The 21,640-nt window shown below is 47.6% G+C and carries 22 protein-coding genes and 1 rRNA gene; 9 read left to right on the top strand and 14 right to left on the bottom strand.

Features of this window, described 5'->3' with window-relative positions:
- Nucleotides 1-120, bottom strand: a 16S ribosomal RNA gene (locus tag IEY09_RS17865); the annotation flags it as partial.
- A gap of 514 nt (nt 121-634) precedes the next feature.
- Here IEY09_RS17865 and IEY09_RS17870 point away from each other — a divergent pair.
- Nucleotides 635-1,183 carry a gamma carbonic anhydrase family protein gene (locus IEY09_RS17870; RefSeq protein ID WP_086904512.1) on the top strand — a complete coding sequence of 183 codons (549 nt, stop codon included), beginning with the start codon at nt 635-637 and terminating at the stop codon, nt 1,181-1,183.
- Between the two features lie 55 nt (nt 1,184-1,238).
- On the opposite strand, the gene IEY09_RS17875 is transcribed toward IEY09_RS17870, so the two are convergent.
- Together IEY09_RS17875 and aroE are read right to left on the bottom strand one after the other, a co-directional pair.
- Entirely contained in the window at nt 1,239-1,514 is a 276-nt protein-coding gene (locus IEY09_RS17875) for a DUF1488 family protein (RefSeq protein ID WP_011620874.1), read from the bottom strand.
- A gap of 20 nt (nt 1,515-1,534) precedes the next feature.
- A complete protein-coding gene (gene aroE / locus IEY09_RS17880) occupies nt 1,535-2,413 on the bottom strand; it encodes a shikimate dehydrogenase (protein WP_188872123.1) in 879 nt (292 codons plus the stop codon).
- A 161-nt stretch (nt 2,414-2,574) separates the two neighbouring features.
- Between aroE and IEY09_RS17885 the strand changes: the two genes are divergently transcribed.
- Complete coding sequence (locus IEY09_RS17885; protein WP_144346148.1) at nt 2,575-3,012, top strand: group II truncated hemoglobin; 438 nt, start codon at nt 2,575-2,577, stop codon at nt 3,010-3,012.
- Between the two features lie 35 nt (nt 3,013-3,047).
- Here IEY09_RS17885 and hemF read toward each other — a convergent pair whose 3' ends face one another.
- The 6 genes from hemF to IEY09_RS17915 form a co-directional block, all read right to left on the bottom strand.
- Complete coding sequence (hemF, locus tag IEY09_RS17890) at nt 3,048-3,956, bottom strand: oxygen-dependent coproporphyrinogen oxidase (protein WP_144376480.1); 909 nt, start codon at nt 3,954-3,956, stop codon at nt 3,048-3,050.
- Nucleotides 3,957-3,984: 28 nt separating this feature from the next.
- On the bottom strand, nt 3,985-4,551 hold the full coding sequence (gene tsaC / locus IEY09_RS17895; RefSeq protein ID WP_037413519.1) for an L-threonylcarbamoyladenylate synthase type 1 TsaC: 567 nt from the start codon (nt 4,549-4,551) through the stop codon (nt 3,985-3,987).
- 129 nt (nt 4,552-4,680) lie between these two features.
- Complete coding sequence (locus tag IEY09_RS17900) at nt 4,681-5,244, bottom strand: DNA topoisomerase family protein (RefSeq protein WP_069455363.1); 564 nt, start codon at nt 5,242-5,244, stop codon at nt 4,681-4,683.
- Between the two features lie 123 nt (nt 5,245-5,367).
- Nucleotides 5,368-5,844 carry a DUF494 family protein gene (locus IEY09_RS17905; RefSeq protein ID WP_011070451.1) on the bottom strand — a complete coding sequence of 159 codons (477 nt, stop codon included), beginning with the start codon at nt 5,842-5,844 and terminating at the stop codon, nt 5,368-5,370.
- Nucleotides 5,845-5,846: 2 nt separating this feature from the next.
- Nucleotides 5,847-6,935: a DNA-processing protein DprA gene (dprA, locus tag IEY09_RS17910; RefSeq protein WP_088586451.1), complete on the bottom strand. Its 1,089-nt coding sequence runs from the start codon at nt 6,933-6,935 to the stop codon at nt 5,847-5,849.
- Between the two features lie 11 nt (nt 6,936-6,946).
- Nucleotides 6,947-8,089, bottom strand: a complete 1,143-nt coding sequence (locus tag IEY09_RS17915; RefSeq protein ID WP_144376481.1) for a LysM peptidoglycan-binding domain-containing protein — start codon at nt 8,087-8,089, stop codon at nt 6,947-6,949.
- Nucleotides 8,090-8,214: 125 nt separating this feature from the next.
- Between IEY09_RS17915 and def the strand changes: the two genes are divergently transcribed.
- The 5 genes from def to IEY09_RS17940 are packed head-to-tail and all read left to right on the top strand — an operon-like array spanning nt 8,215 to nt 13,861.
- Nucleotides 8,215-8,721, top strand: a complete 507-nt coding sequence (gene def / locus IEY09_RS17920) for a peptide deformylase (protein WP_037429378.1) — start codon at nt 8,215-8,217, stop codon at nt 8,719-8,721.
- 15 nt (nt 8,722-8,736) lie between these two features.
- The gene (fmt, locus tag IEY09_RS17925; protein WP_144376482.1) at nt 8,737-9,693 is read left to right on the top strand and encodes a methionyl-tRNA formyltransferase; all 957 of its coding nucleotides are present in this window, start codon (nt 8,737-8,739) and stop codon (nt 9,691-9,693) included.
- A 2-nt stretch (nt 9,694-9,695) separates the two neighbouring features.
- Nucleotides 9,696-10,982, top strand: a complete 1,287-nt coding sequence (gene rsmB, locus IEY09_RS17930; RefSeq protein ID WP_037429389.1) for a 16S rRNA (cytosine(967)-C(5))-methyltransferase RsmB — start codon at nt 9,696-9,698, stop codon at nt 10,980-10,982.
- 15 nt (nt 10,983-10,997) lie between these two features.
- Nucleotides 10,998-12,407, top strand: a complete 1,410-nt coding sequence (gene trkA, locus IEY09_RS17935) for a Trk system potassium transporter TrkA (RefSeq protein ID WP_037429374.1) — start codon at nt 10,998-11,000, stop codon at nt 12,405-12,407.
- Nucleotides 12,408-12,418: 11 nt separating this feature from the next.
- Nucleotides 12,419-13,861, top strand: coding sequence for a TrkH family potassium uptake protein (locus IEY09_RS17940; RefSeq protein WP_037413506.1), 1,443 nt, complete (start codon nt 12,419-12,421; stop codon nt 13,859-13,861).
- Between the two features lie 46 nt (nt 13,862-13,907).
- On the opposite strand, the gene hemG (IEY09_RS17945) is transcribed toward IEY09_RS17940, so the two are convergent.
- Nucleotides 13,908-14,462: a menaquinone-dependent protoporphyrinogen IX dehydrogenase gene (hemG, locus tag IEY09_RS17945; protein WP_037413503.1), complete on the bottom strand. Its 555-nt coding sequence runs from the start codon at nt 14,460-14,462 to the stop codon at nt 13,908-13,910.
- A 198-nt stretch (nt 14,463-14,660) separates the two neighbouring features.
- On the opposite strand from hemG (IEY09_RS17945), the gene IEY09_RS17950 reads away from it, so the two are divergent.
- Nucleotides 14,661-14,969 (top strand): ArsR/SmtB family transcription factor, encoded by a 309-nt coding sequence (locus IEY09_RS17950; RefSeq protein ID WP_011715321.1) that lies wholly within the window; start codon nt 14,661-14,663, stop codon nt 14,967-14,969.
- 59 nt (nt 14,970-15,028) lie between these two features.
- On the opposite strand, the gene hemG (IEY09_RS17955) is transcribed toward IEY09_RS17950, so the two are convergent.
- The 4 genes from hemG (IEY09_RS17955) to pepQ all read right to left on the bottom strand — a co-directional run bounded on the left by hemG (IEY09_RS17955) (nt 15,029) and on the right by pepQ (nt 19,039).
- The gene (hemG, locus tag IEY09_RS17955; protein ID WP_037413499.1) at nt 15,029-15,553 is read right to left on the bottom strand and encodes a menaquinone-dependent protoporphyrinogen IX dehydrogenase; all 525 of its coding nucleotides are present in this window, start codon (nt 15,551-15,553) and stop codon (nt 15,029-15,031) included.
- Between the two features lies 1 nt (nt 15,554).
- On the bottom strand, nt 15,555-17,012 hold the full coding sequence (locus IEY09_RS17960) for a TrkH family potassium uptake protein (RefSeq protein WP_037429372.1): 1,458 nt from the start codon (nt 17,010-17,012) through the stop codon (nt 15,555-15,557).
- A 77-nt stretch (nt 17,013-17,089) separates the two neighbouring features.
- Entirely contained in the window at nt 17,090-17,704 is a 615-nt protein-coding gene (locus tag IEY09_RS17965; protein WP_037429370.1) for a YigZ family protein, read from the bottom strand.
- A 15-nt stretch (nt 17,705-17,719) separates the two neighbouring features.
- Entirely contained in the window at nt 17,720-19,039 is a 1,320-nt protein-coding gene (pepQ, locus tag IEY09_RS17970) for a Xaa-Pro dipeptidase (RefSeq protein WP_089066600.1), read from the bottom strand.
- Between the two features lie 443 nt (nt 19,040-19,482).
- Here pepQ and fadB point away from each other — a divergent pair, with 443 nt between their 5' ends.
- The gene (gene fadB / locus IEY09_RS17975) at nt 19,483-21,633 is read left to right on the top strand and encodes a fatty acid oxidation complex subunit alpha FadB (protein ID WP_140907433.1); all 2,151 of its coding nucleotides are present in this window, start codon (nt 19,483-19,485) and stop codon (nt 21,631-21,633) included.
- Nucleotides 21,634-21,640: the final 7 nt, after the last annotated feature.

Genomic DNA, 21,640 nt, shown 5'->3' on the forward strand with positions numbered 1-21,640 from the left:
TTACTCACCCGTCCGCCGCTCGCCACCTCATAAGTAAACTTACTTGTGCTGCCGCTCGACTTGCATGTGTTAGGCCTGCCGCCAGCGTTCAATCTGAGCCATGATCAAACTCTTCAATTAAAGTTTTTTGAATCCGAAGATTCGGCTCAATGAATTCTGAATCGACTTAACTTAATAAGTCGTTGTACATATTGCTATGAACACTCATTCATTGATTTAATTCTTTGATTACTCGCCAAACGGCAGAGTAATTTCGATTAACTCAACACCTGTGAGTGTCCACACAGATTTCTTGTTTAGATTGTTAAAGAGCGTTTGACCTCATCGCTTGCGTTACCGCTCACTGGGTCAGGGCTGCGTATTCTACGCATTTCCCTTGTCGCGTCAAGGCGTTTTTGCAAACTTCTTGAGGCTTTCGAATCAACTGCACAATTTGCATTCGATTCGCACTGTAACCGCGCTCGCTTTCGCTGTCTGCCGTGTCAGTGGATGCGCATTATAGGCAGCAGAACTTTTTGTGCAACCCCTAAATTGAAGATAATTAGCTTTTTTACGCTGTTCGTTGGATATTTGACCTGACCAGTCAGTTTTTAGCCTTTATAATGCGAAAAACCACTCAATTAGGGACTTTTTTATGTCAGGGCCACTCAGAACTTACCAAGGGATTCATCCACAACTCGGCGATAATGTGTATGTAGACCCAGCTTCGGTACTCGTTGGTGATATCGCTTTAGATACAGACGCCAGTATTTGGCCTATGGTGGCGGCGCGTGGTGACGTAAACCATATTCGTATTGGTAAGCGCTCCAATGTACAGGATGGCAGCATATTGCACGTGACCCGTAAATCCGCCTCTCGTCCAGAGGGTCATCCACTGATCATTGGTGATGATGTGACAATTGGGCATAAGGCGATGTTGCATGGCTGCAAAGTTGGCAATCGTGTATTAGTCGGGATGGGCGCGATTATCCTCGACGGTGCCATATTAGAAGATGATGTGATTTTAGGTGCGGGTTCGTTAGTACCGCCGGGTAAGGTGTTGCAGAGCGGCTACTTATATGTCGGCAGCCCAGCGAAACAGGCGCGACCTTTAACCGAAGCGGAATTGAAGTTTTTACCTGAATCCGCGGATAACTATGTGCGCTTGAAAAACGAATACTTGGCAGAACCTCAGCCAGAGTAGTGTTTCTATTAAATTGGATGGCAGTGTTTACGCTGCCATCTTGTTCATTTTGCTCTTAGCCTAAGTGCACTGCGCCAAACTCATCAAACTCTTCTGCTTCAATTAAGGCTTCTGCCATTTCTTCGGCATCGAATCGCACCGCATCAAATAGCGCTAACATGGCGGCCGCTTCATCGCTATTAGGCTGAGGCGAAAAGTCATTTAACTGCGCCAGCTTCTGCGCGCTGATATAACACTTAATGTTCATTCCCTGCTGCTGGGCAATAAAGCAAATGTGCTTTTGGGTTTCATCCCAATGTTGCAGATCGGGGAATAAAATACTCTGATTCATCTTATCTTCCTCTTGAGCCTCTATTGCGCATCGGCCTGTAGTTTGTCCCTGAGCAATTTAAGCACTCCTGAGGTATCTGGCTCGACGCCACGCCAGAGTGCAAAACTCTTCGCCGCTTGACCGACAAGCATACCTAGTCCATCAATCACTTGCGCTGCGCCCTGTTGCACAGCCCATTGATTAAATGCCGTTGGTTTTGCGCCATACATCATATCGTAGCAAGCCGTTTTGTTGCCTATGATGGACTGTGGTAGTGGCGGTAGCTCTCCCGCGAGACTCGCTGAGGTCGAGTTAATCACTAAATCGAACTCCCCCGACAACTCTGGCATCGGCATCGACTGGAGTTTATCGCTGTAACGCCCTTGTTGTACTTGGCTAAAAATCTCTACTAAGGCCTGCGCCTTACTTTGAGTGCGGTTAGTGATGACCAGTTGACCCACTTCAGCCTTAAGCAATGGCAAGATACAGCCGCGCGCCGCGCCGCCCGCCCCTACCAAGAGCACCCGCTTATGCTGCAAACTGCCGAGATGGCGAATAAGATCGGCCACCAGCCCCAAACCATCGGTGTTATCACCATAAATAGTGCCATCGGCCAACAAGCTTAGGGTATTGACCGCCCCCGCCAGCGTCGCTTCGGCACTTAGGCTGTCGCAGAGAGCAAAGGCTTGCTCTTTAAAGGGAACTGTCACATTCGCGCCCTTTCCTCCCGCCTGAAAAAATGCTCGTAAACTCGCTTCAAAACCATCGATGGGCGCCAGAATCGCCTCATAACTCAAAGGCTGCTGCGTAAGGGACGCAAACTGTCCATGGATAAAGGGCGATTTACTGTGACCTATCGGGTTACCAAACACTGCATAACGATCAAGCACTGGCGTAGTTACTGAGGGCATATCTGTAATCTGCGGGATTCTATTGGCTGTGAATGGCTTGCAGTCTAGCGTGCTTTTAGGCGGTAGCACAGCTCCTAAGTTGTTGCCCTCTGACTTTAGCCTTCTGTTTCGCTGTGGCATTCAGGCTATAATGCGCGCATCAATATTGTAGATGCAGTGCAGTTAGACCTATGAACTGGCTTAAAAAGATTTTTAGTAAACACACGAGCGTGCCGGATGACAGGGATCCGAATCAGTCTAATGCCTATGATTTAATTGGTGGCGACAAAGTGATCCGTGCTATTGCCAATAGTTTCTATCAGAAAATGGCAAGCTCAGCAGAAACACAAGCTTTATTCGCGATTCACCGAGCGCCGATTGCGGAGTCGGAACAAAAGCTCTATGAATTTTTAAGCGGCTGGCTCGGCGGTCCGCAGTTATATCAGCAAAAGTATGGTCATCCCGCATTGCGCGCACGCCATATGCCCTTCGCGGTAGATGAGACGATGCGGGATCAATGGCTATTTTGCATGAAGTTTGCCATTGAAAAACATATAAAAAAGCCAGAGCATCGCGCCGCTATCTATGAGGCGATTTCAACTCTGGCTGATCATATGCGTAATCAATAAAGTGCAATGACGCTACTCATACTGATACCCGTTGCTTATACCCAATCCCGTGGCTTGAGGTAGTTATCGTAAAGATCTGCCTCTGGAGTGCCCGCCTCTGGCGTATAAGCATATTGCCAACGTACCAATGGCGGCATTGACATCAAAATAGACTCTGTGCGACCACCGGTTTGCAGGCCGAACAAGGTGCCTCTGTCGTATACCAGATTGAACTCAACATAACGGCCGCGACGATATAACTGGAACTCACGCTCACGCTCACCATACGGAGTCTCTTTACGACGCTCAACAATCGGCGCATATGCAGTTAAGAAGCCGTTGCCCACCGCCTGCATAAAATCGAAACTCTTATCGAAGCCTGCTTGGTTCAAGTCATCAAAGAACAGACCGCCCACGCCGCGGGTTTCATTACGATGTGGCAGGAAGAAATACTCATCACACCACTTCTTATACTTAGGATAAACGTCGTCACCAAAAGGCTGGCATAGATTTTTAGCACTTTGATGCCACTCGCGCACATCTTCTTCGAAAGGATAGTAAGGCGTTAAATCGAAACCACCACCAAACCACCAGACAGGATCCGCGCCGTCTTTATGGGCAATAAAGAAACGCACATTAGCATGGGTGGTTGGAATGTAAGGACTTTTTGGATGAATAACTAAGGAGACACCCATAGCCTCAAAGCTGCGACCCGCCAGTTCAGGGCGATGAGCCGTTGCCGATGCGGGCATCGCAGCCCCTGTCACATGGGAAAAGTTAACCCCGGCTTGCTCAAATACCGCACCTTGGGTTAAGACCCGACTGGTGCCGCCACCGCCTTCAGCACGCGTCCATGAATCGGCTGCAAAGTTTGCTTGCCCATCCAACTGCTCAAGACCCGCACAAATTCGATGTTGTAGATCGAGTAAAAATGCTTTTACCACTGTCGCATCTGGCACACTCATAGCTTTTATCCTTATTTTTATTAATTAGTTACTGTCCGTTGCGCAAAATCTTGCCACTTCGAGCATCAACAATGGTGGACGGCTGACGCTGTTGACCTAATTGGCCTAGCACTAAGGCATCTATTTTGCCTTCAAAAGCGTTGAGAATGTCATCATCACTAAGTGCGGGATCTTCGCCGGCTAAGTTGGCACTGGTTGAGACGAGTGGTTTACCCAAGGCTTGGCACAAAGCCCGCACACCTTCATGGGCGGAGACGCGCACGGCGATAGAATCAAATTCACCGGATAAATAACGCGAGACATGCGGTTTAATCGGCATCACAAAGGTAAAAGGCCCTGGCCATTTAGAAAAGGCAAACTCAAGCTGCTCGGCGCTCAACTGTGATTCATCGACATAGTCTAATAACTGTGAAAACTCGCTCGCTACTAAGATAAGGCCCTTCTGCCAAGGACGTTGTTTTACGGCGAGTAATTTTTGAATGGCAGTATCATTATCTGGGTCACAGCCTAAACCATAGACGGCTTCAGTGGGATAAGCGATAACGCCACCGTTTAACACTACGTCTTTAATGTCAGAGGGGTGCAGCTGTAACATCTTTGGATTACCTTATGAATTTAATCGTTTTTCCAAACAAATTTTGGCATCTTGGCTACCCCATCCATGGTTGGACAGGGATTATACCTAAGGCGGTTTAAGCGGCCAAACTTTTAGAGGTCGATCACACTAAAGCGCTCGTTTGTATTTACAGCTTTTTTGCGGGCATTCTAAACGCATTCCCGCCGCACCTTTACGCTCGACTAAAATCCCAAAGCCACAACTCGGACAGCTTTCGCCAACGGGTGGATAATTGACGATAAACTTACATTTGGGATACGCGCTACAGGCATAAAAACTCTTACCAAAACGGCTGGTTCGATGCTCAAGTTTACCCGTTTTACATTCAGGACAGGCCACCTCAGGTTTATCGCTCTCCTGATCAGGTCTTTCAATATGAGTACAATTGGGATATTGGGTACAGCCGATAAAAATGCCAAAACGCCCCGATTTAACCGCCAACTCATGGCCGCATGCGGGACATTTAGAACCTTCAATCACTTGGGTTTCAATCGATTCGTGCTGCACTAAAGGACGAGTATATTCACAGGTTGGATAATTATTACAGCCAATAAAACTCCCATGCTTACTGTGTTTTACCGACAACTCGCTGCCACACTCGGGGCATAACTCGTATTCTTTTTCCAGTGCATGCTCATGGGCACTAAATAGTTGTTCATCGATCTTAGACATAATCATTTACCACTAGTCATTGCGGCTAATCCGCAGATAACTCACCGCACAGGTCTCAACAAACATATGGCATCAAAAAAGGAGGGCTAGCCTCCTTTCTCATTATTTATCACGTCGCAACACTTAAGAATGTAGCCGGCCTTCTTCAGGCTGCTCAAAAATTAAATCTTCCATTTGCTCATAGGCAGACTCATGGCCGGGCGCATTAAAGAGCACCATCAGAATAACCCACTTAAGATCTTCGAGGATCAAGGCAGGCTCATCAAGCTCCATGACTCTATCGATCACCATCTCACGGGTTTCGACATTAAGCACTTTAACTTGCTCTAAAAATAGCAGGAATCCACGGCACTCCACATCCAGCTTTTCCATTTCGTCTTTGGTGTAAATCCGAAACGAATGCTGATCATGATTACACAGGTAAGGCTTATCCCCTTCCTGTAACTCTGCCAGACGCTCCAACCAAGTTAAGGCTTTTAAAATCTCCGACTGATGAAAACCAGCGCGAGTGAGTTCCTTGGTTAACTCGTCTTCATCAACTAATAGTTCGACTTCACTGTGAACATAGTTTTCAAATAGATACATGAGGATATCAAACATGGCTAGCTCCTCTTTACTCTGACGTAACCACCGGGTACTGCAACAACCCAACCTTGCAACTCAAGTTCAAGCATTTGTTCTAACACCAGATCTATCGTTTTCCCACTATGTTCAACTACAGCATCAATTGTTGTAGTTTCATAACCTACACTAGCTAACAGCGATGAAAATGGCAAATCACAAATCTCACCTTGCTGTATATGGTGGCTGGAGTAAAGTTCTTCAAGATGAAAGGCTGTCAAACTTGCCAGCTCTTCCACTATATCGGCCGCGCTTTCCACAAGTTTTGCCCCATCACGTAATAAATCGTGACAGCCTTGGTGAAATCCTCCTAGGATGGAGCCAGGCACGGCAAACACCTCACGCCCTTGCTCCATAGCCAACCTTGCGGTGATGAGTGAACCACTTTTGCGACAGGCTTCAACCACCAGCGTCCCTAAAGAAAGACCGCTAATGATGCGATTTCGTTTCGGGAAATTGCCCGCAAAAGGCCCTACATCCGGCCAAAACTCGCTTATTATACAGCCTTGGCGCTGAATATCCTCATAAAGCTGCTTATGTCGGCGCGGATAAGTAATATCAATCCCAGTTCCCAGCACGGCGAGCGTTCTTCCACCATGATCAACACAAGCTTTATGCGCCGCACCATCAATCCCCATCGCCATGCCGCTACAGATACTAAATCCAAGCGCCGACATCTCTCGAGCCAATTGATAAGCCACCTGCAACCCACCAGGAGATGCATTACGGCTGCCCACAACAGCAAGAGATGGAATCGCTAGTGCCTCGACGCAGCCCTTAACAAACAAAACGCAGGGTGGATCGGTTAATTGTTTTAGCAACGGAGGATAAAGCGGATCGGAAAAACAGACTAAATGATGATGTGCGGCCTGTTGTTGCCACTCTAAAGCAGCATCGACTTTTTGATAGTCAATAACCAAGCTGTGGAGCTGATTGTCAGACAAAGGGAGCGAGTGTTTCTCATGCTCGAGCCTTTGCCTGAGGTCGTCCACATCCATGTGCGTTAATAATTGTTGTGTCCGAGCGGGTCCGAGCCCAGATACCGCACTAACAATTAACCAATCAACCAAGTTTTCAGAGATTATTGACCTCTAAAGGCTAAGGAATCTGGGGCGATTAATTTATCATCGACCCGCACAGAACGCTCCGTCGATACAATCAATCCTAAACTTGCTTTATCAAACACTTTGAATACTAATAACTTACCATTGTAAACATCAGGCATTTTGAGTGCCCTGTCAGATGAAAGTGACGCAACCACATTGTCATAGGCTGTCCGCTCCATCGTGGGCACAGGTTGGCCATCGTTATTGATCACGATTTCTTCGCCATCGCGATAAATGGAGAATACCTCGCCAGGCTCAATACCGTCCTGTGTACCTTTATCAAGATAGACAACATTGAGTTTACCGGCTTCGCGCATTTTCGACTCGATGGCCAATATGGTCGCTGGCGTCTTAAGTTCTGCGGGTTTTGGCGTAAAGTAAGCTGACATTAACGCTTCATCCTCCATAGGCAACACCCTAAAGCCCGCTTTGGTTTCACGGAAATTGCTCAGAATTTTTACCTTAGACACTTTGCCAGACTCAATGACTTGGCCTGTGGATGCCAGAATCGCTTCCTGTCCTAGCGCCTCGCCCGTTTCTTTATTAAAGAATTCTCGGCCACGCTCATAGACTCCTAACTTTTGATGCAAAGGTAATTCGCTATTGATATAAATCACATCACCAACAATATGATGGCGCGATGGGCTTTCACCGCCGAGTACCATAGGTTGCATGCCTAGCCAGCTAGCATCAACCACACGGTTTTGAACGAGATAGTTTTGGATTAATGCCAAATCAACCGCAGGAACTGCATTGCTCTTGGCAATTACGCGTCCCTCTGGAGTTTTGCGAATATGGGGTTTTGCTTCACTACCTCCAATACTCGCACTCGCGCCATTAAGCACTAATCTGGGTTGACCATCGATAAAGACTAAGGTGAGTTGATCACCGGGATAAATTAAATGAGGATTGGCTATTTGAGGGTTAACATCCCATAAACGTGGCCACTTCCACGGATCATTTAGAAAGGTTGCAGAAATATCCCACAGGGTATCGCCCTTCTTTACCACATATGACTCTGGATACCCTGCTTTCAACGTGAGAGTGTCAGCGTAAACCAATGTGCAATGAAAGGTCATTAACGCAAGTAAAATTAGCCGTTTCATGGTGCGGTCCATGTTGTTTAGCTCTTAAATCGAGCTTTTACTGTTATTGATAGGCACTAAAGATTAAAATTAACCCATTAGCCTCAGTCAGTATAACCAACTGATTGAGATTTGACAGACTTGTTAAGAGTTTAAGTATGGCACTATTAAAAGTTTTACGCTTTCCCGATGAAAGATTGCGAACTCAAGCACAACCTATCACAGAGTTTACTGCTGAGTTGCAAACTCAAATCGATGATATGTTCGAAACCATGTACCAAGAAAAAGGGATTGGTTTGGCCGCGACCCAGGTTGATTATCATAAACAACTGATCGTCATGGATTTACAAGACGAGGTTGAACGTCCTAAAGTCTTTATCAATCCCGAGATTATTGCCAGTAGCGGTGATTTCTGTAACGAAGAAGGTTGTCTGTCAGTCCCTGGTATCTATGCCAAGGTTGACCGCGCCGAATTTGTTACCGTTAAAGCTCTGGATAGACACGGTAATGAATTCACCGTTGAAGCCGATGACCTATTTGCGATTTGCATTCAGCATGAAATGGATCACCTGAAAGGTAAGTTATTTGTCGACTACCTGTCGCCATTGAAGCGCCAACGGATCAAACAGAAACTTGAAAAAGCGGCCAAACAAGACGCCAAATAAGCATTAGGATCAGATTTGAAACCACTCAATATCATCTTCGCCGGAACACCGGATTTTGCCGCTCGCCATTTACAGGCGCTGATTAACTCACACCACAATGTGATTGCTGTTTACACACAGCCGGATAGACCCGCAGGGCGCGGTAAAAAACTCACCGCCAGCCCAGTGAAAGAGCTCGCGCTCGCCCACAATATTCCAGTTTATCAACCCGGTTCGCTACGCAAAGAACCCGCGCAGCAACAACTGGCCGCCCTTGATGCCGATATTATGGTGGTGGTTGCCTACGGTTTGATCCTGCCTAAAGTCGTGCTTGATACGCCACGTTTAGGCTGTATCAATGTTCACGGTTCAATTCTGCCTCGTTGGCGCGGTGCGGCGCCGATTCAACGCGCATTGTGGGCAGGTGATAAAGAAACCGGCGTGACGATTATGCAGATGGATATCGGCCTAGATACGGGTGATATGCTGCTAAAAACCTACTTGCCAATTGAAGATGACGATACTTCGGCAAGTCTGTACGAGAAGTTAGCCCAGCAAGGACCCGATGCGCTACTGCAAGCTCTCGAGGGTTTAGCCAACGGCACCTTAGCCGCTGAAAAACAAGATGAAGCCTTAGCTAACTACGCCGAAAAACTCAGTAAAGAAGAAGCGAGGTTGGATTGGACTAAATCCGCGACCCAATTATGGCAAGAAGTTCGCGCCTTCAATCCTTGGCCTGTGAGCTACTTTGAGCACCAAGGCAATACTATCAAGGTGTGGCAGACCCAAGTCAGCACCACCAGCAGTAATGCCGCACCCGGCACTATTATCAGCGCCAGTAAAAAAGGCATTGAAGTCGCCACCGGCGATGGTGTGTTAACCCTACTCAGCATGCAATTACCCGGCAAGAAACCCCTCAGCGTTGCAGATATTCTCAATGCCCGCGGCGAGTGGTTTACCCCAAATACTCGTCTCAATAACGAGGCGCTATAATGATGAACTTGCGAGCACTGGCGGCCAAAGCCATCTTCGACGTATTAGAAAAAGGCGTGTCACTTTCAGTTGCCCTGCCAGAACAGCAAAGGCATCTTGCTAGTGGTAAAGATAAAGCTCTGCTCGCCGAGCTCTGCTACGGCGTAATGCGTACTTTGCCACAGATAGAAAAACGCGTTGCCGAATGTTTGGCCAATCCCCTCAAAGGTAAGCAAAGGATCATCCACCAGCTATTGATTGTTGGCTGTTATCAGCTTTACTTCACCCGCATACCAAGCCATGCGGCCATATCCGAAACCGCTGAGGCCTGCCGTCAGTTAAAGTTTGAGGGAATGGTAAAGGTCGTCAATGGCGTGCTGCGTAATATTCAGCGCCAATTAACACCGCTTAGCACAGAGTCGGAGACCTTAAGCTACAACACGCCGGGCTGGTTAATTAAGCGCTTAAAAGCCGCTTATCCCGATCATTGGCAAGAGATAATCCAGCAAAGTCATGAGCGTCCACCCATGTGGCTACGTAACAATCGCCTCTCCCAAAGCCGCGATGAATATCTTGCCGCCCTCAGTGAGCTTGAGATAGAAGCCAGTGCGGGCCTGAGTGATGATGCAATCCTGCTTGCCCATCCCAAGGATGTGGCGACATTACCACGCTTCCACGAAGGTGCAGCATCAGTGCAAGATGGCGCAGCCCAATGGGCAGCGACCCTGCTGGCTCCGCAAGCCAATGAACTGGTTCTCGACGCCTGTGCGGCACCGGGCGGTAAGAGTTGCCATTTACTCGAACTTGAACCTAGCATCAAGCTGGTCGCCGTCGATTTCGATGCCAAACGTCTTGAGCGCGTGCAACAGAACCTTGACCGTTTATCATTAAAAGCGGAAGTTATTCATGGCGATGCGGCCAATATCGACTCATGGTGGCAGGGTGAACAATTTGATCGTATCTTACTCGACGCACCTTGCTCAGCGACTGGCGTTATCCGCCGCCATCCCGATATCAAATGGTTACGCAAAAACCATGACATCGAAGAACTGGCAGAGCTGCAAAGACAAATTCTCGATCACTGCTGGAAGTGGCTCAAGCCCGGTGGCACACTCCTGTATGCAACTTGCTCTATTTTGCCGCAGGAAAATCGAGACCAAATTAGTGCATTTTTAGCCAGAACCGCAGATGCTAAGCTAGACACACTAGCCCAGCAGGCTTCAAGCCAAGATATTGGTTGGCAAATCACGCCAGGACAACACAACATGGATGGGTTTTATTACGCCCGTTTATTGAAAGCGACCCATTAGGAAGTAAGCAAGGCCATGAAAATTATCATATTAGGTGCGGGTCAAGTTGGGGGAACCTTGGCCGAAAATTTGGTGGGTGAAAACAACGATATCACCATCGTCGATAGCGACAAATCCAGATTACGCGCCCTGCAGGATAAATATGACCTTCGCGTCGTGGCGGGCCATGGTGCCCACCCCGATGTACTGAAAGAGGCTGGCGCCGAAGATGCCGACATGCTGATTGCTGTGACGAACAGCGATGAATGCAACATGGTCGCCTGCCAAATGGCCTACAGCCTATTTGGTACTCCGACTAAAATCGCCCGTATTCGCTCCGAACCTTATCTAGCGATGCGCGATAAATTATTTATCGACAGTGAGACCAAAAATAGTGATGGGCGTCCTCGCGGCGGTTTTGTAATCGATGAACTTATCGCACCCGAACAGTTAGTGACCGCTTACATTCAACGTTTGGTTGAGTATCCCGGTGCGCTGCAAGTGCTCGAATTTGCCGAAGGCCGCTTAAGTTTAGTTGCGGTTCGCGCCTATTACGGCGGCCCTTTAGTCGGTAATGCCTTGGCCGCGCTTCGCGAGCATATGCCAAATATTGATACCCGGGTGGCGGCGATTTTCCGCCAAGGTCGCCCTATCATGCCCCGCGGTACGACTATTATCGAAGCCGATGATGAAGTGTTCTTCGTGGCCGACAGTCGCCATATCCGCGCGGTGATGAGTGAGATGCAAAAGCTGGATAACTCCTACCGCAATATCATGATTGCCGGCGGTGGTAACATAGGCTTAGGCCTGGCTAAACGCCTCGAACGCACCCATTCAGTCAAATTGATTGAACACAAGTTCGAACGCGCAGAGTCTCTATCCGAACAACTTGAAAACACCACAGTATTTTGTGGTGACGCCTCAGATCAAGAGCTGCTACTCGAAGAACATATCGACCAAACCGATGTGTTTATTGCCGTCACCAACGATGATGAAGCCAATATCATGTCCGCCCTGCTAGCCAAGCGCATGGGGGCGAAAAAGGTGATGGTGCTGATCCAGCGCGAAGCCTATGTGGATATTGTGCAAGAAGCTAATATCGATATCGCGATTTCACCCCAGCAGGCAACGATTTCAGCCTTACTGACCCATATCCGCCAAGGCGATATCTGTAACGTGTATTCCTTACGTCGAGGCGCCGCCGAAGCCATCGAAGCCATTGCCCACGGTGACTCCAGCACCTCTAAAGTTGTTGGCAAGGCCATTGGCGATATCAAGCTGCCGCCGGGAACCACTATTGGCGCCATTGTGCGGAATGAGGAAGTGTTGATGGCTCATGATAAAACAGTGATTGAGCAAGGGGATCACGTGATTTTGTTTTTGGTAAACAAAAAATTTATCGGCGAAGTCGAAAAGCTGTTCCAACCTAGCGCCTTCTTCTTTTAAGTCATCATCCTATGCTGAACTTTAGACCGTTATTGTTTATTTTAGGGCTGTTTTTATCGATGTTAACAGCCTTTATGTTAGCGCCCTTACTTCTTGCCGCATTCAACGGCGAGGAGACCGTAGGCTCTTTCATGTTATCGGCTTTAGTCACAGGGATTTGCGCCAGCCTGTGTTTGCATAACGGCCAAAGTAAGGCCATTAACCTCAATATTCGAGATATGTTTCTGCTCACCAGCCTAACTTGGCTGATCGTGAGTCTGTTTGCGGCTATGCCTTTTACGCTTTACCACGGTATAGGTTATACGGATGCCTTCTTCGAGACCATGTCCGGTATTACCACCACAGGTTCAACCGTGCTCTCAGGGTTAGATACGATGGATCACAGTATCTTAATCTGGCGCTCGTTATTGCAATGGCTCGGTGGCATTGGCTTTATCGTGATGGCGGTTGCGATTCTGCCCTTCTTAAACGTTGGTGGTATGCGGCTGTTCCGCACTGAGTCATCGGATTGGAGTGACAAGGCAGTTCCTCGTACCCAAAGCATGGCTAAGCATTTATTCTTTATCTATATTTTACTGACTATTATCTGCTGTATTGCCTACCATGTTGCAGGCATGACGTGGTTTCAAGCCATCAACCATGCGATGACCACACTGTCGACGGGAGGCTACTCAACTTCAGATAATTCGATGGCGGCGTTTTCCAATTCTGCCCATTGGGTTGGTGTTGTTTTTATGGCGGCGGGAGGTTTACCCCTGCTGATGTTTGTGCAGATGATCCAACAGCGCGATTTAAGCGTTTGGAATGATGCCCAAGTCAAAGGCTTCTTATTTTTTCTGACCTTTGTTTCTTGCTTTATTGGTGTTTGGTTATGGCAAACCCGCGATATCGCCTTGATTGATGCATTACGCTTATCCAGCTTTAACGTCGTATCTGTTGTGACCACAACGGGCTATGGTTTAACCGACTATGGCACGTGGGGCGCGTTTGCTAATATCGCTTTTCTGTTCTTAATGTTTGTCGGTAGCTGTTCTGGCTCGACCTCTGGCGGTATCAAAATCTTCCGCTTTCAAATTGCTGGCGCCATTATGCGCGAGCAGTTAAAGCAGCAATGTCATCCCAATGGGATATTTAGGGAGCGCTATAACAATCGCCTGATCAGTGAGGATATTGTGCGCTCGCTGATCACCTTTGTACTGCTATTTATGTTTGTGATTGTTGGGCTTTCGGTGATTTTGGTGTTGACAGGGCTCGACCCCATGACCAGTTTTACTGGCGCAATTACCGCAGTCACCAACGTTGGCCCAGGACTAGGCCCCATTATTGGCCCAGCGGGTAACTTCTCGACACTGCCCGATCTGGCTAAGTGGGCGCTTGCATTAGGTATGTTGCTAGGACGCTTAGAGATTTTAACTGTGGCCGTACTATTCCATCCCAGTTTTTGGAAATACTAGTCGTATCAGTCATCAACTAAAAATGCGCTCACAGAGCGCATTTTTATTAGGCGGGCTCAGCAACCTTGGCCAAAGTCAGCAAATGGTCGGCATAGACCTTCACATCTTCCCAGTCGGTATAATCGATCACCGCCTTAGGATCCGTTGGCCCTTTGGTGATTTTCATAATCAATTGGATCATTAATCTGTCGTACCAAGGCCACGAAGGGTAATCCACCTTACCAGCAATAATCTTCAAATCGGCGGGAGTCCAAGGTGATAAGGTTATGAATTTTTGCAGGTATTTATTGTTCTCTGGAATACGTTTTTCAGGATTACGCGCCACCACATTGACGCAGAAAAAACTGTTTGGCAACGCACTCAACGCTTGCGAATGTTGTTCAACAAACTGGAATACGCTCTTGTCATAGGTACCATAGAGTACGCAAGCCCCCAAAGCCACCAGTTGATAATCGGGCCAGTTAATCCTTGTTGCAGCCGCACTATTGATGTCGACTAAGTCAACCTCAGCACCACGCAGAGTCAATTGCTGCGCGATTGCATTCGCAATCTTGGCCGTGTGGCCACCACGGGTAAAATAAAGCACCAAAATGCGTGTCATGGGGTATTCCCGTTCCGTTAAAGTGTGGCACCATTGTGGCAATCATCTGTTAAATAAACCCCTGATAGGATCACAAATCAGCGTTGTCTCATATTCTGAAATGCAAAAATTGAGATCTGAATTGCCGAGCAGTATGATTGCGTATAGAAACATGTTCAATTAGAATTATCTAATCAAAAGCGATCAAGTGAGTACCTTATGCAAAATGATATAGATGTAAATGCAATGGTAACTAATGCGGAAAGTGCGGCTAAATGGCTTAAAGCTATAGCGAATCCTTATCGCTTAATGATTCTGTGCCTTTTACTGGATAAAGAGCTGAGCGTGACGGAACTGAATGCGACAGTTCCTTTAAGCCAATCGGCACTATCACAGCATTTAGCAGTATTGCGAGCTGAAGACTTAGTCGATACCCGTAAGAGCTCCCAGATTGTGTATTACAAGCTTAAGAATGAACAAGTCACCCAAGTGATTTCCATTCTACATAGTCGTTACTGCGCGGTATAAATCGTTAAACGACGCCATGCAGTCATAAAGCCCTAGCTGAGACTAGGGCTTTATCATTTTTACAGCTTGCTAAAGTGCGTTCCGAAGGCTTCGACTTTACCCCAATCGGTAAACTCGAAGGTGCCCTTCAGGTCAGTCGGCCCCTTAGTCATCCACATGATAAAGCGGATCATGGTCCGGTCGAATAAACTATATTTAGGATAATCAATCTTGCCTGCAAACACCGCCAATTGCTGTGGTTGCCACAGCGATAATTTAAGGAACTTTTGCATGTAAGGATTGGTTTCTGGCGTGTTCTTTAATGGCTTACGCGCCACCACATTTACAGTGAAAAAACCGTTAATTTTTGCACTTAACACCGCGTGGTTGCGATTTACAAACTGATATAGCTCAGGTCTATGTTTACCATAACGAATACTCGCACCAATCAGCACTTTATCGAAATCGACAAGACTTAAGGCCTCGGCCTGTTCTAAGGTGACTAACGACACCTGCTCACCCGCTTGTTCGGCAAGCGTTTTGATTTTTCGGCAAATTTCCAGTGTTTGGCCATCGATTGTCGAATAGATTATTAATGTCTGCATATCAATCCTTCCAGAAAGTTGGCGTGAACAAAATCAACAAGGTAAAGACTTCGAGGCGACCAAATAACATGGCCACCACCAGCACCCATTTGGCGCCATCACCGATACTGGCATAGTTACTCGCCACTTCCCCAAGCCCTGGGCCAAGGTTATTTAAACAGGCAGCGGTGGCACTAAAGGCCGTAATATCGTCCAGCCCCATGGCCATTAGCGCCAACATACACAGTACGAAAACTAAAGCGTAGGCAGAGAAAAATCCCCATACTGCATCGACGACACGATCTGGTAACGCCTTGGAGCCAATACGAATTGAGAACATCGCCTTAGGGTGAACCAAGCGCTTAAGTTCACGAGAACCTTGCAACAGCAGCAGGATAACTCGGATCACCTTTATCCCGCCCGCAGTTGAACCACCACACCCACCGATAAAGCTTGAGAAGATCAACAGAATCGGCAGGAAAAGCGGCCACATATGGAAACTTTCAGTACCAAAGCCAGCAGTTGTCGCCACCGAAACCGCTTGGAATAAGGCGTGATCTAAGGTTTCTTCTGGCGAGTCATAAATCCCTGAGTGATAAAGGGTTAAGAAGCAAATCGCCGTCAGCACCAACTGAATTGCCACCAGCATCTTGAACTCAGTGTCTCGAAAATAGACTCTAAAATTGATCCCGCGGCGCGAAAATGCCGCAAAGTGCACGCTAAAGTTCACTGCAGAGACTATCAAAAAGAATACGCAAATCAGATTGATTACAGGGCTGTTAAAGTAGCCCATACTGGCATCGTGGGTCGAAAAGCCCCCGATGGCGATGGTCGAAAACGAGTGACACACGGCATCGAATACGCTCATCCCCGCCAGCCAATAGGCGCCAGCACAGGTGATGGTTAGCAGTAGATAGATGTACCATAACGCCTTAGCCGTTTCGGCAATCCTCGGCGTCATCTTACTGTCCTTCACAGGCCCTGGAATCTCGGCGCGATACAGCTGCATGCCCCCAACTCCAAGCACAGGCAGAATCGCCACAGCTAGAACAATGATCCCCATACCGCCGAGCCATTGCAGCATATGTCGATAAAACAGAATGGCCTTAGGTAAGGAGTCCAGTCCGACAATAACGGTGGCTCCTGTGGTAGTTAGTGCGGAGAATGATTCGAAGAAACTATCGGTCCAGCTGAGATCGGGTTGGCTTGAGAAGATAAAGGGTAAGGCACCGATGGAGCCAAGCACTGTCCAGAACAAAACTACGATCAGGAAACCCTCGCGAGTTCGTAATTCCTCTTTGCAGCGACGATTAGGATACCAGAGCCAAAAACCGATAAATAAGCTAACAAAAAATGCCTGAATAAACGCAGTACCACCGCCATCGTTATACCAAATGGCGATTAAGGCTGGCGGCAGCATAGTGATGGAGAACAGGCCGATTAGCAGGCCTATGATTCTTATTATGGTTTTGTATTGCATTCCGCGTGTTCAATTATTCCATTGGCTGCAAAGGTATTTTCAGCATTTTGCATATTTTGGCATAATTTACGCAGGCATCACAGCTCAAACTCTGCTCGCAGGCTACCCTGACTCAACGTTGCCAGTGATTCATTCAATATACCCTGTTGCTGTTTGCCTATTTCAAAATGGATATCAACGGCTTCGGCAAATTGCTTATCGATGATCACCGCTTCTAACTGTTGTAATAAATGTTCGACATCCCTTAATTGGGTGTAATCACAATGCAGTTTGGCTGGATAACGTAATTGCTTCAATCGCGTCGGCAATTGCCCTAAACCTTGGCGCAATCCCGAAGTATAGGCACGCACTAAACCACCCACACCTAACTTAGTACCGCCATAGAAACGCACCACCACGGCACCGACTTCACCGAGATTCGCGCCTTGTAATACTGCGAGCATTGGACGACCAGCGCTGCCCGCTGGCTCACCATCGTCACTCGAACCGATGGCAATGCTGTCGTTGGGCGCTCCAGCAATAAAGGCATAGCAGTAATGGCTGGCGCCGGGATAATCTCGCTTTATGTCAGTAAGTACTAACTTCAACTGTTCTAAACTCGTGCAATGAAATAGAAAAGAGATAAAGCGGCTATGCTTTATCTCTTCTTCTATCTGCACATTTTCACTCGGTATCAGATAACTTTCGAGCACTCGCTCTCCCTAAAATCACGCTAAGCCCAGTTCGCGGGTCATATTTTCGTTTCGATCCTGATGCACAATCACATTATCCTCGATACGAATGCCGCCAAAAGGTCGCAGCTCATCAACGGTGCGCCAATTGATCTGCTGGCCACGGCTATCTTGTTTTAGCTCATTGAGTAAAGTGTCGATAATGTATAATCCTGGCTCCATCGTAAGCACTTGGTTTGGCGCCAAAATACGGGTGCAACGCAGGAATGGATGGGCTTCAGGCGCCGGAATATGAGTGCCACGTTCATCGAAGGCAAAACCTCCCACATCATGCACTTGCAAGCCTAGCATATGACCGAGTCCATGGGGAAAGAAGGCACTGGTAATGCCTTGGTCGACTAAGCCTTGGGCATCGCCCGTGGCTAACTCAAAATCCAGCAGCATTTGTGCGACTTTACCATGGGTCGCCAAGTGTAAATCGGGATAACGCACACCCGGGCGCATCATATCGATCAGTTCGAGCTGCGCCTTGTTCATGGCAGTGATCAATTCATCAAAGCGATTCTTCTCAAACGCATAGGTACGAGTGATATCCGACGCATAACCAAAATAACTAGCACCCGCATCGATTAAAAAAGATAAACGGCGCGCCGGATTTTGATGCTCGAGTGCGGTGTAATGCAAAATCGCCGCATTTTGGTTTAAGGCAATGATATTACCGTAGGGCACTTCGTTCTCGCCCTGTCCCACGGCAGATAAATACTGCTGCTGAATTTCAAACTCGCTGGCACCGTTATAGAAGGCATTTTTAGCCGCTAAATGCCCTTGCACCGCAATCTGGTTCGCTCGGCGCATACATTCGAGTTCATATTCGGTTTTAGTGGTACGGTGAAAATGCAGATAGCTCATCACAGAGTCAGGATTGCGACTGGTGAAACCCAGCACCTCAGCCACATCTAAATGCTCACCCAAATACGCCCAGTTGGTGATATCGCTAGGCAATAGCTCGGCAACCTTATCGGCCTTAGTGAGTAATTTGATCTCAAAATGCTCGGTCCAGAACATCTCCGGCACGTCAGACACCTTATGCCAAAAATCCACTGGGCGATAAAAAATCAGTTGCGGCTTATCGCGACCATTCACCACTAACCAACAGTTAGGGTTATCCAACACAGGTAACCAGGCCTTGAAATGGGGATTGGCTTTAAAAGGATAATTAATGTCGTCCAAAAACATTCGATGTGGCTGACCCGAGTGGATCACTAAACCTGATAATGCTTCACGCGATACAATTTCAGCAACTCGACGATTAAGCTCGGCGATGTGGGCATGATAGTGATGAGCCAAGTGATCCATGTGTCAAATCCTGTAATGAACGATAGTTAATAAAAAAACCGCAAATCTGACTAAGCCATATAGGCTCAGTGTTTTCCTCTACTTACGCCCTCATTTCGCACGGGGTAGCAAATTCTCGATTTAAGCCTATGCTTTTAATTCTAAAAATAAAATTACCCAACTAGCCAGCGAGTAATACCGCTAAAGTACAAATTCCCACTACGTACTCTTTCGCGTAATCTGGCACTTCTACACTTTGTGCAGTGTATCACAAAGCTGAAAATTCACTCTAGCCGACAAGAAATTAAACAGTCGTTTAAATTGGGTGTTGTAATTTATCGAATTTCGAAGCACACTGGCACACAACTGGTCAAATGATGGCCGAAGCTGCTGTGAGATAGAGAGTCGTACTAACACCAAAAAATAATGGTGGGTATCACTTTTAAGCCAAAAGGAAGCAAGCAATGATCTACCAAAGTCCTACAATTCAGGTTGAGTTACTCGAGGATAATATTGCCAAGCTGTGCTTTAACGCACCCGGTTCGGTGAACAAATTCGACAGAGAAACACTCGCCTCACTCGATGCCGCATTAGACAGCATTAAACAACAATCAAACATTCAGGCATTAGTGCTCACCTCAGGTAAAGATACCTTTATCGTGGGTGCCGACATTACTGAATTTTTAGGCTTATTCGCACAAGATGATTCAGTACTACTCTCTTGGGTTGAACAGGCCAATGCCGTATTCAATAAACTTGAAGATTTACCTTTCCCAACCGCTTCAGCGATTAAAGGTTTTGCCCTAGGCGGCGGTTGTGAAACCATTCTGGCAACGGATTTCCGTATCGCCGACACCACAGCCAAAATCGGTCTACCCGAAACCAAGCTAGGCATCATCCCTGGCTTTGGTGGCACAGTGCGTTTACCACGTGTGATTGGTGCAGACAACGCCCTTGAGTGGATCACCACGGGTAAAGACCAAAGCGGCGAAGATGCATTAAAAGTCGGCGCTGTTGACGCCGTTGTTGCACCAGAAGCCTTAGAAGCTGCGGCGATTCAAATGCTAAAAGATGCAGTAGCAGAAAAACTTGATTGGCAAGCGCGTCGCCAACGCAAATTATCGCCACTGACACTGCCTAAACTCGAAGCCATGATGTCTTTCACTACAGCTAAAGGCATGGTTTTCTCTGTCGCAGGCAAACATTACCCAGCACCAATGGCAGCGGTAAACGTAGTTGAACAAGCATCGACCAAAGGCCGCGCCGAAGCACTACAAATTGAACATCAAGCTTTCATCAAGTTAGCGAAAACCGATGTAGCCAAAGCACTAATCGGTATCTTCCTTAATGATCAATTCGTTAAAGGCAAAGCTAAGAAAGCGGGCAAACTCGCTAAAGATGTGAAAAGCGCAGCCGTATTAGGTGCCGGCATTATGGGTGGCGGTATCGCTTACCAAAGCGCCAGTAAAGGCACGCCAATCGTGATGAAGGATATCGCTCAACCTGCATTAGATTTAGGTTTAGGCGAAGCCGCCAAACTGTTATCTGCGCAAGTTGCTCGTGGCCGCTCTACCCCAGAAAAAATGGCTAAAGTGCTGAACAACATCACCCCTGCCTTAGACTATGCCCCAGTGAAACATGCTGACGTGGTTGTCGAAGCCGTCGTTGAGCATCCCAAAGTTAAGGCACAAGTACTGGCGGAAGTTGAACAATACGTCAGTGAAGATGCGATTATCGCCTCTAACACGTCAACTATTTCAATCAACCTGCTAGCGAAGAGCATGAAGAAGCCAGAGCGCTTCTGTGGTATGCACTTCTTCAACCCAGTGCACAAAATGCCATTAGTTGAAGTTATCCGTGGCGAGCACAGCTCAGAAGAAACCATCGCATCTGTTGTCGCCTACGCCAGCAAAATGGGTAAAACCCCAATCGTTGTTAACGATTGCCCGGGCTTCTTCGTTAACCGCGTTCTCTTCCCTTACTTTGCTGGCTTTAACGGCCTGCTCGCCGAAGGTGGCGACTTTGCCGCTATCGACAAAGTGATGGAAAAACAATTCGGCTGGCCAATGGGCCCTGCTTATCTGCTAGACGTTGTCGGTTTAGACACAGGCCACCACGCCCAAGCAGTAATGGCCGAAGGCTTCCCCGATCGTATGGGCAAATCCGGCAATGACGCGATTGACGTGATGTTCGAAAACAAACGTCTCGGTCAGAAGAATGGCAAAGGCTTCTACGCTTACTCTGTGGATAGCCGCGGTAAGCCAAAGAAAGACGTCGACCCAACCAGCTACGAGCTGCTGAAGGCCGCCTTTGGTGAACAAAAAGCATTCGATGCGGATGAAATCATCGCCCGCACTATGATCCCAATGATTATCGAAACCGTTCGCTGTTTAGAAGAAGGCATTGTGGCATCACCTGCCGAAGCAGATATGGGCTTAGTCTACGGTTTAGGCTTCCCACCATTCCGTGGTGGTGTGTTCCGTTACTTAGATACTATGGGCGTAGCGAACTTTGTGGCTTTAGCAGACAAATACGCTCACTTAGGTGGTTTGTATCAAGTCACCGACGCCATGCGCGCCCTTGCAGCCAACAACGGTAGCTACTACCAAGCCTAATTAGCGG

Origin of the sequence: Shewanella xiamenensis (assembly GCF_014647135.1) — a bacterium.
Taxonomy (GTDB): Bacteria; Pseudomonadota; Gammaproteobacteria; order Enterobacterales; family Shewanellaceae; genus Shewanella; species Shewanella xiamenensis.

Excerpts from the sequence above, each read along its gene's own strand:
- IEY09_RS17870 (WP_086904512.1), top strand. The coding sequence starts at position 635 with ATGTCAGGGCCACTCAGAACTTACCAAGGGATTCATCCACAACTCGGC.
- IEY09_RS17875 (WP_011620874.1), bottom strand. The coding sequence starts at position 1,514 with ATGAATCAGAGTATTTTATTCCCCGATCTGCAACATTGGGATGAAACC.
- IEY09_RS17885 (WP_144346148.1), top strand. The coding sequence starts at position 2,575 with ATGAACTGGCTTAAAAAGATTTTTAGTAAACACACGAGCGTGCCGGAT.
- hemF (WP_144376480.1), bottom strand. The coding sequence starts at position 3,956 with ATGAGTGTGCCAGATGCGACAGTGGTAAAAGCATTTTTACTCGATCTA.
- tsaC (WP_037413519.1), bottom strand. The coding sequence starts at position 4,551 with ATGTTACAGCTGCACCCCTCTGACATTAAAGACGTAGTGTTAAACGGT.
- IEY09_RS17900 (WP_069455363.1), bottom strand. The coding sequence starts at position 5,244 with ATGTCTAAGATCGATGAACAACTATTTAGTGCCCATGAGCATGCACTG.
- IEY09_RS17905 (WP_011070451.1), bottom strand. The coding sequence starts at position 5,844 with ATGTTTGATATCCTCATGTATCTATTTGAAAACTATGTTCACAGTGAA.
- IEY09_RS17915 (WP_144376481.1), bottom strand. The coding sequence starts at position 8,089 with ATGGACCGCACCATGAAACGGCTAATTTTACTTGCGTTAATGACCTTT.
- def (WP_037429378.1), top strand. The coding sequence starts at position 8,215 with ATGGCACTATTAAAAGTTTTACGCTTTCCCGATGAAAGATTGCGAACT.
- rsmB (WP_037429389.1), top strand. The coding sequence starts at position 9,696 with ATGAACTTGCGAGCACTGGCGGCCAAAGCCATCTTCGACGTATTAGAA.
- trkA (WP_037429374.1), top strand. The coding sequence starts at position 10,998 with ATGAAAATTATCATATTAGGTGCGGGTCAAGTTGGGGGAACCTTGGCC.
- IEY09_RS17940 (WP_037413506.1), top strand. The coding sequence starts at position 12,419 with ATGCTGAACTTTAGACCGTTATTGTTTATTTTAGGGCTGTTTTTATCG.
- hemG (WP_037413503.1), bottom strand. The coding sequence starts at position 14,462 with ATGACACGCATTTTGGTGCTTTATTTTACCCGTGGTGGCCACACGGCC.
- IEY09_RS17950 (WP_011715321.1), top strand. The coding sequence starts at position 14,661 with ATGCAAAATGATATAGATGTAAATGCAATGGTAACTAATGCGGAAAGT.
- hemG (WP_037413499.1), bottom strand. The coding sequence starts at position 15,553 with ATGCAGACATTAATAATCTATTCGACAATCGATGGCCAAACACTGGAA.
- IEY09_RS17960 (WP_037429372.1), bottom strand. The coding sequence starts at position 17,012 with ATGCAATACAAAACCATAATAAGAATCATAGGCCTGCTAATCGGCCTG.
- pepQ (WP_089066600.1), bottom strand. The coding sequence starts at position 19,039 with ATGGATCACTTGGCTCATCACTATCATGCCCACATCGCCGAGCTTAAT.
- fadB (WP_140907433.1), top strand. The coding sequence starts at position 19,483 with ATGATCTACCAAAGTCCTACAATTCAGGTTGAGTTACTCGAGGATAAT.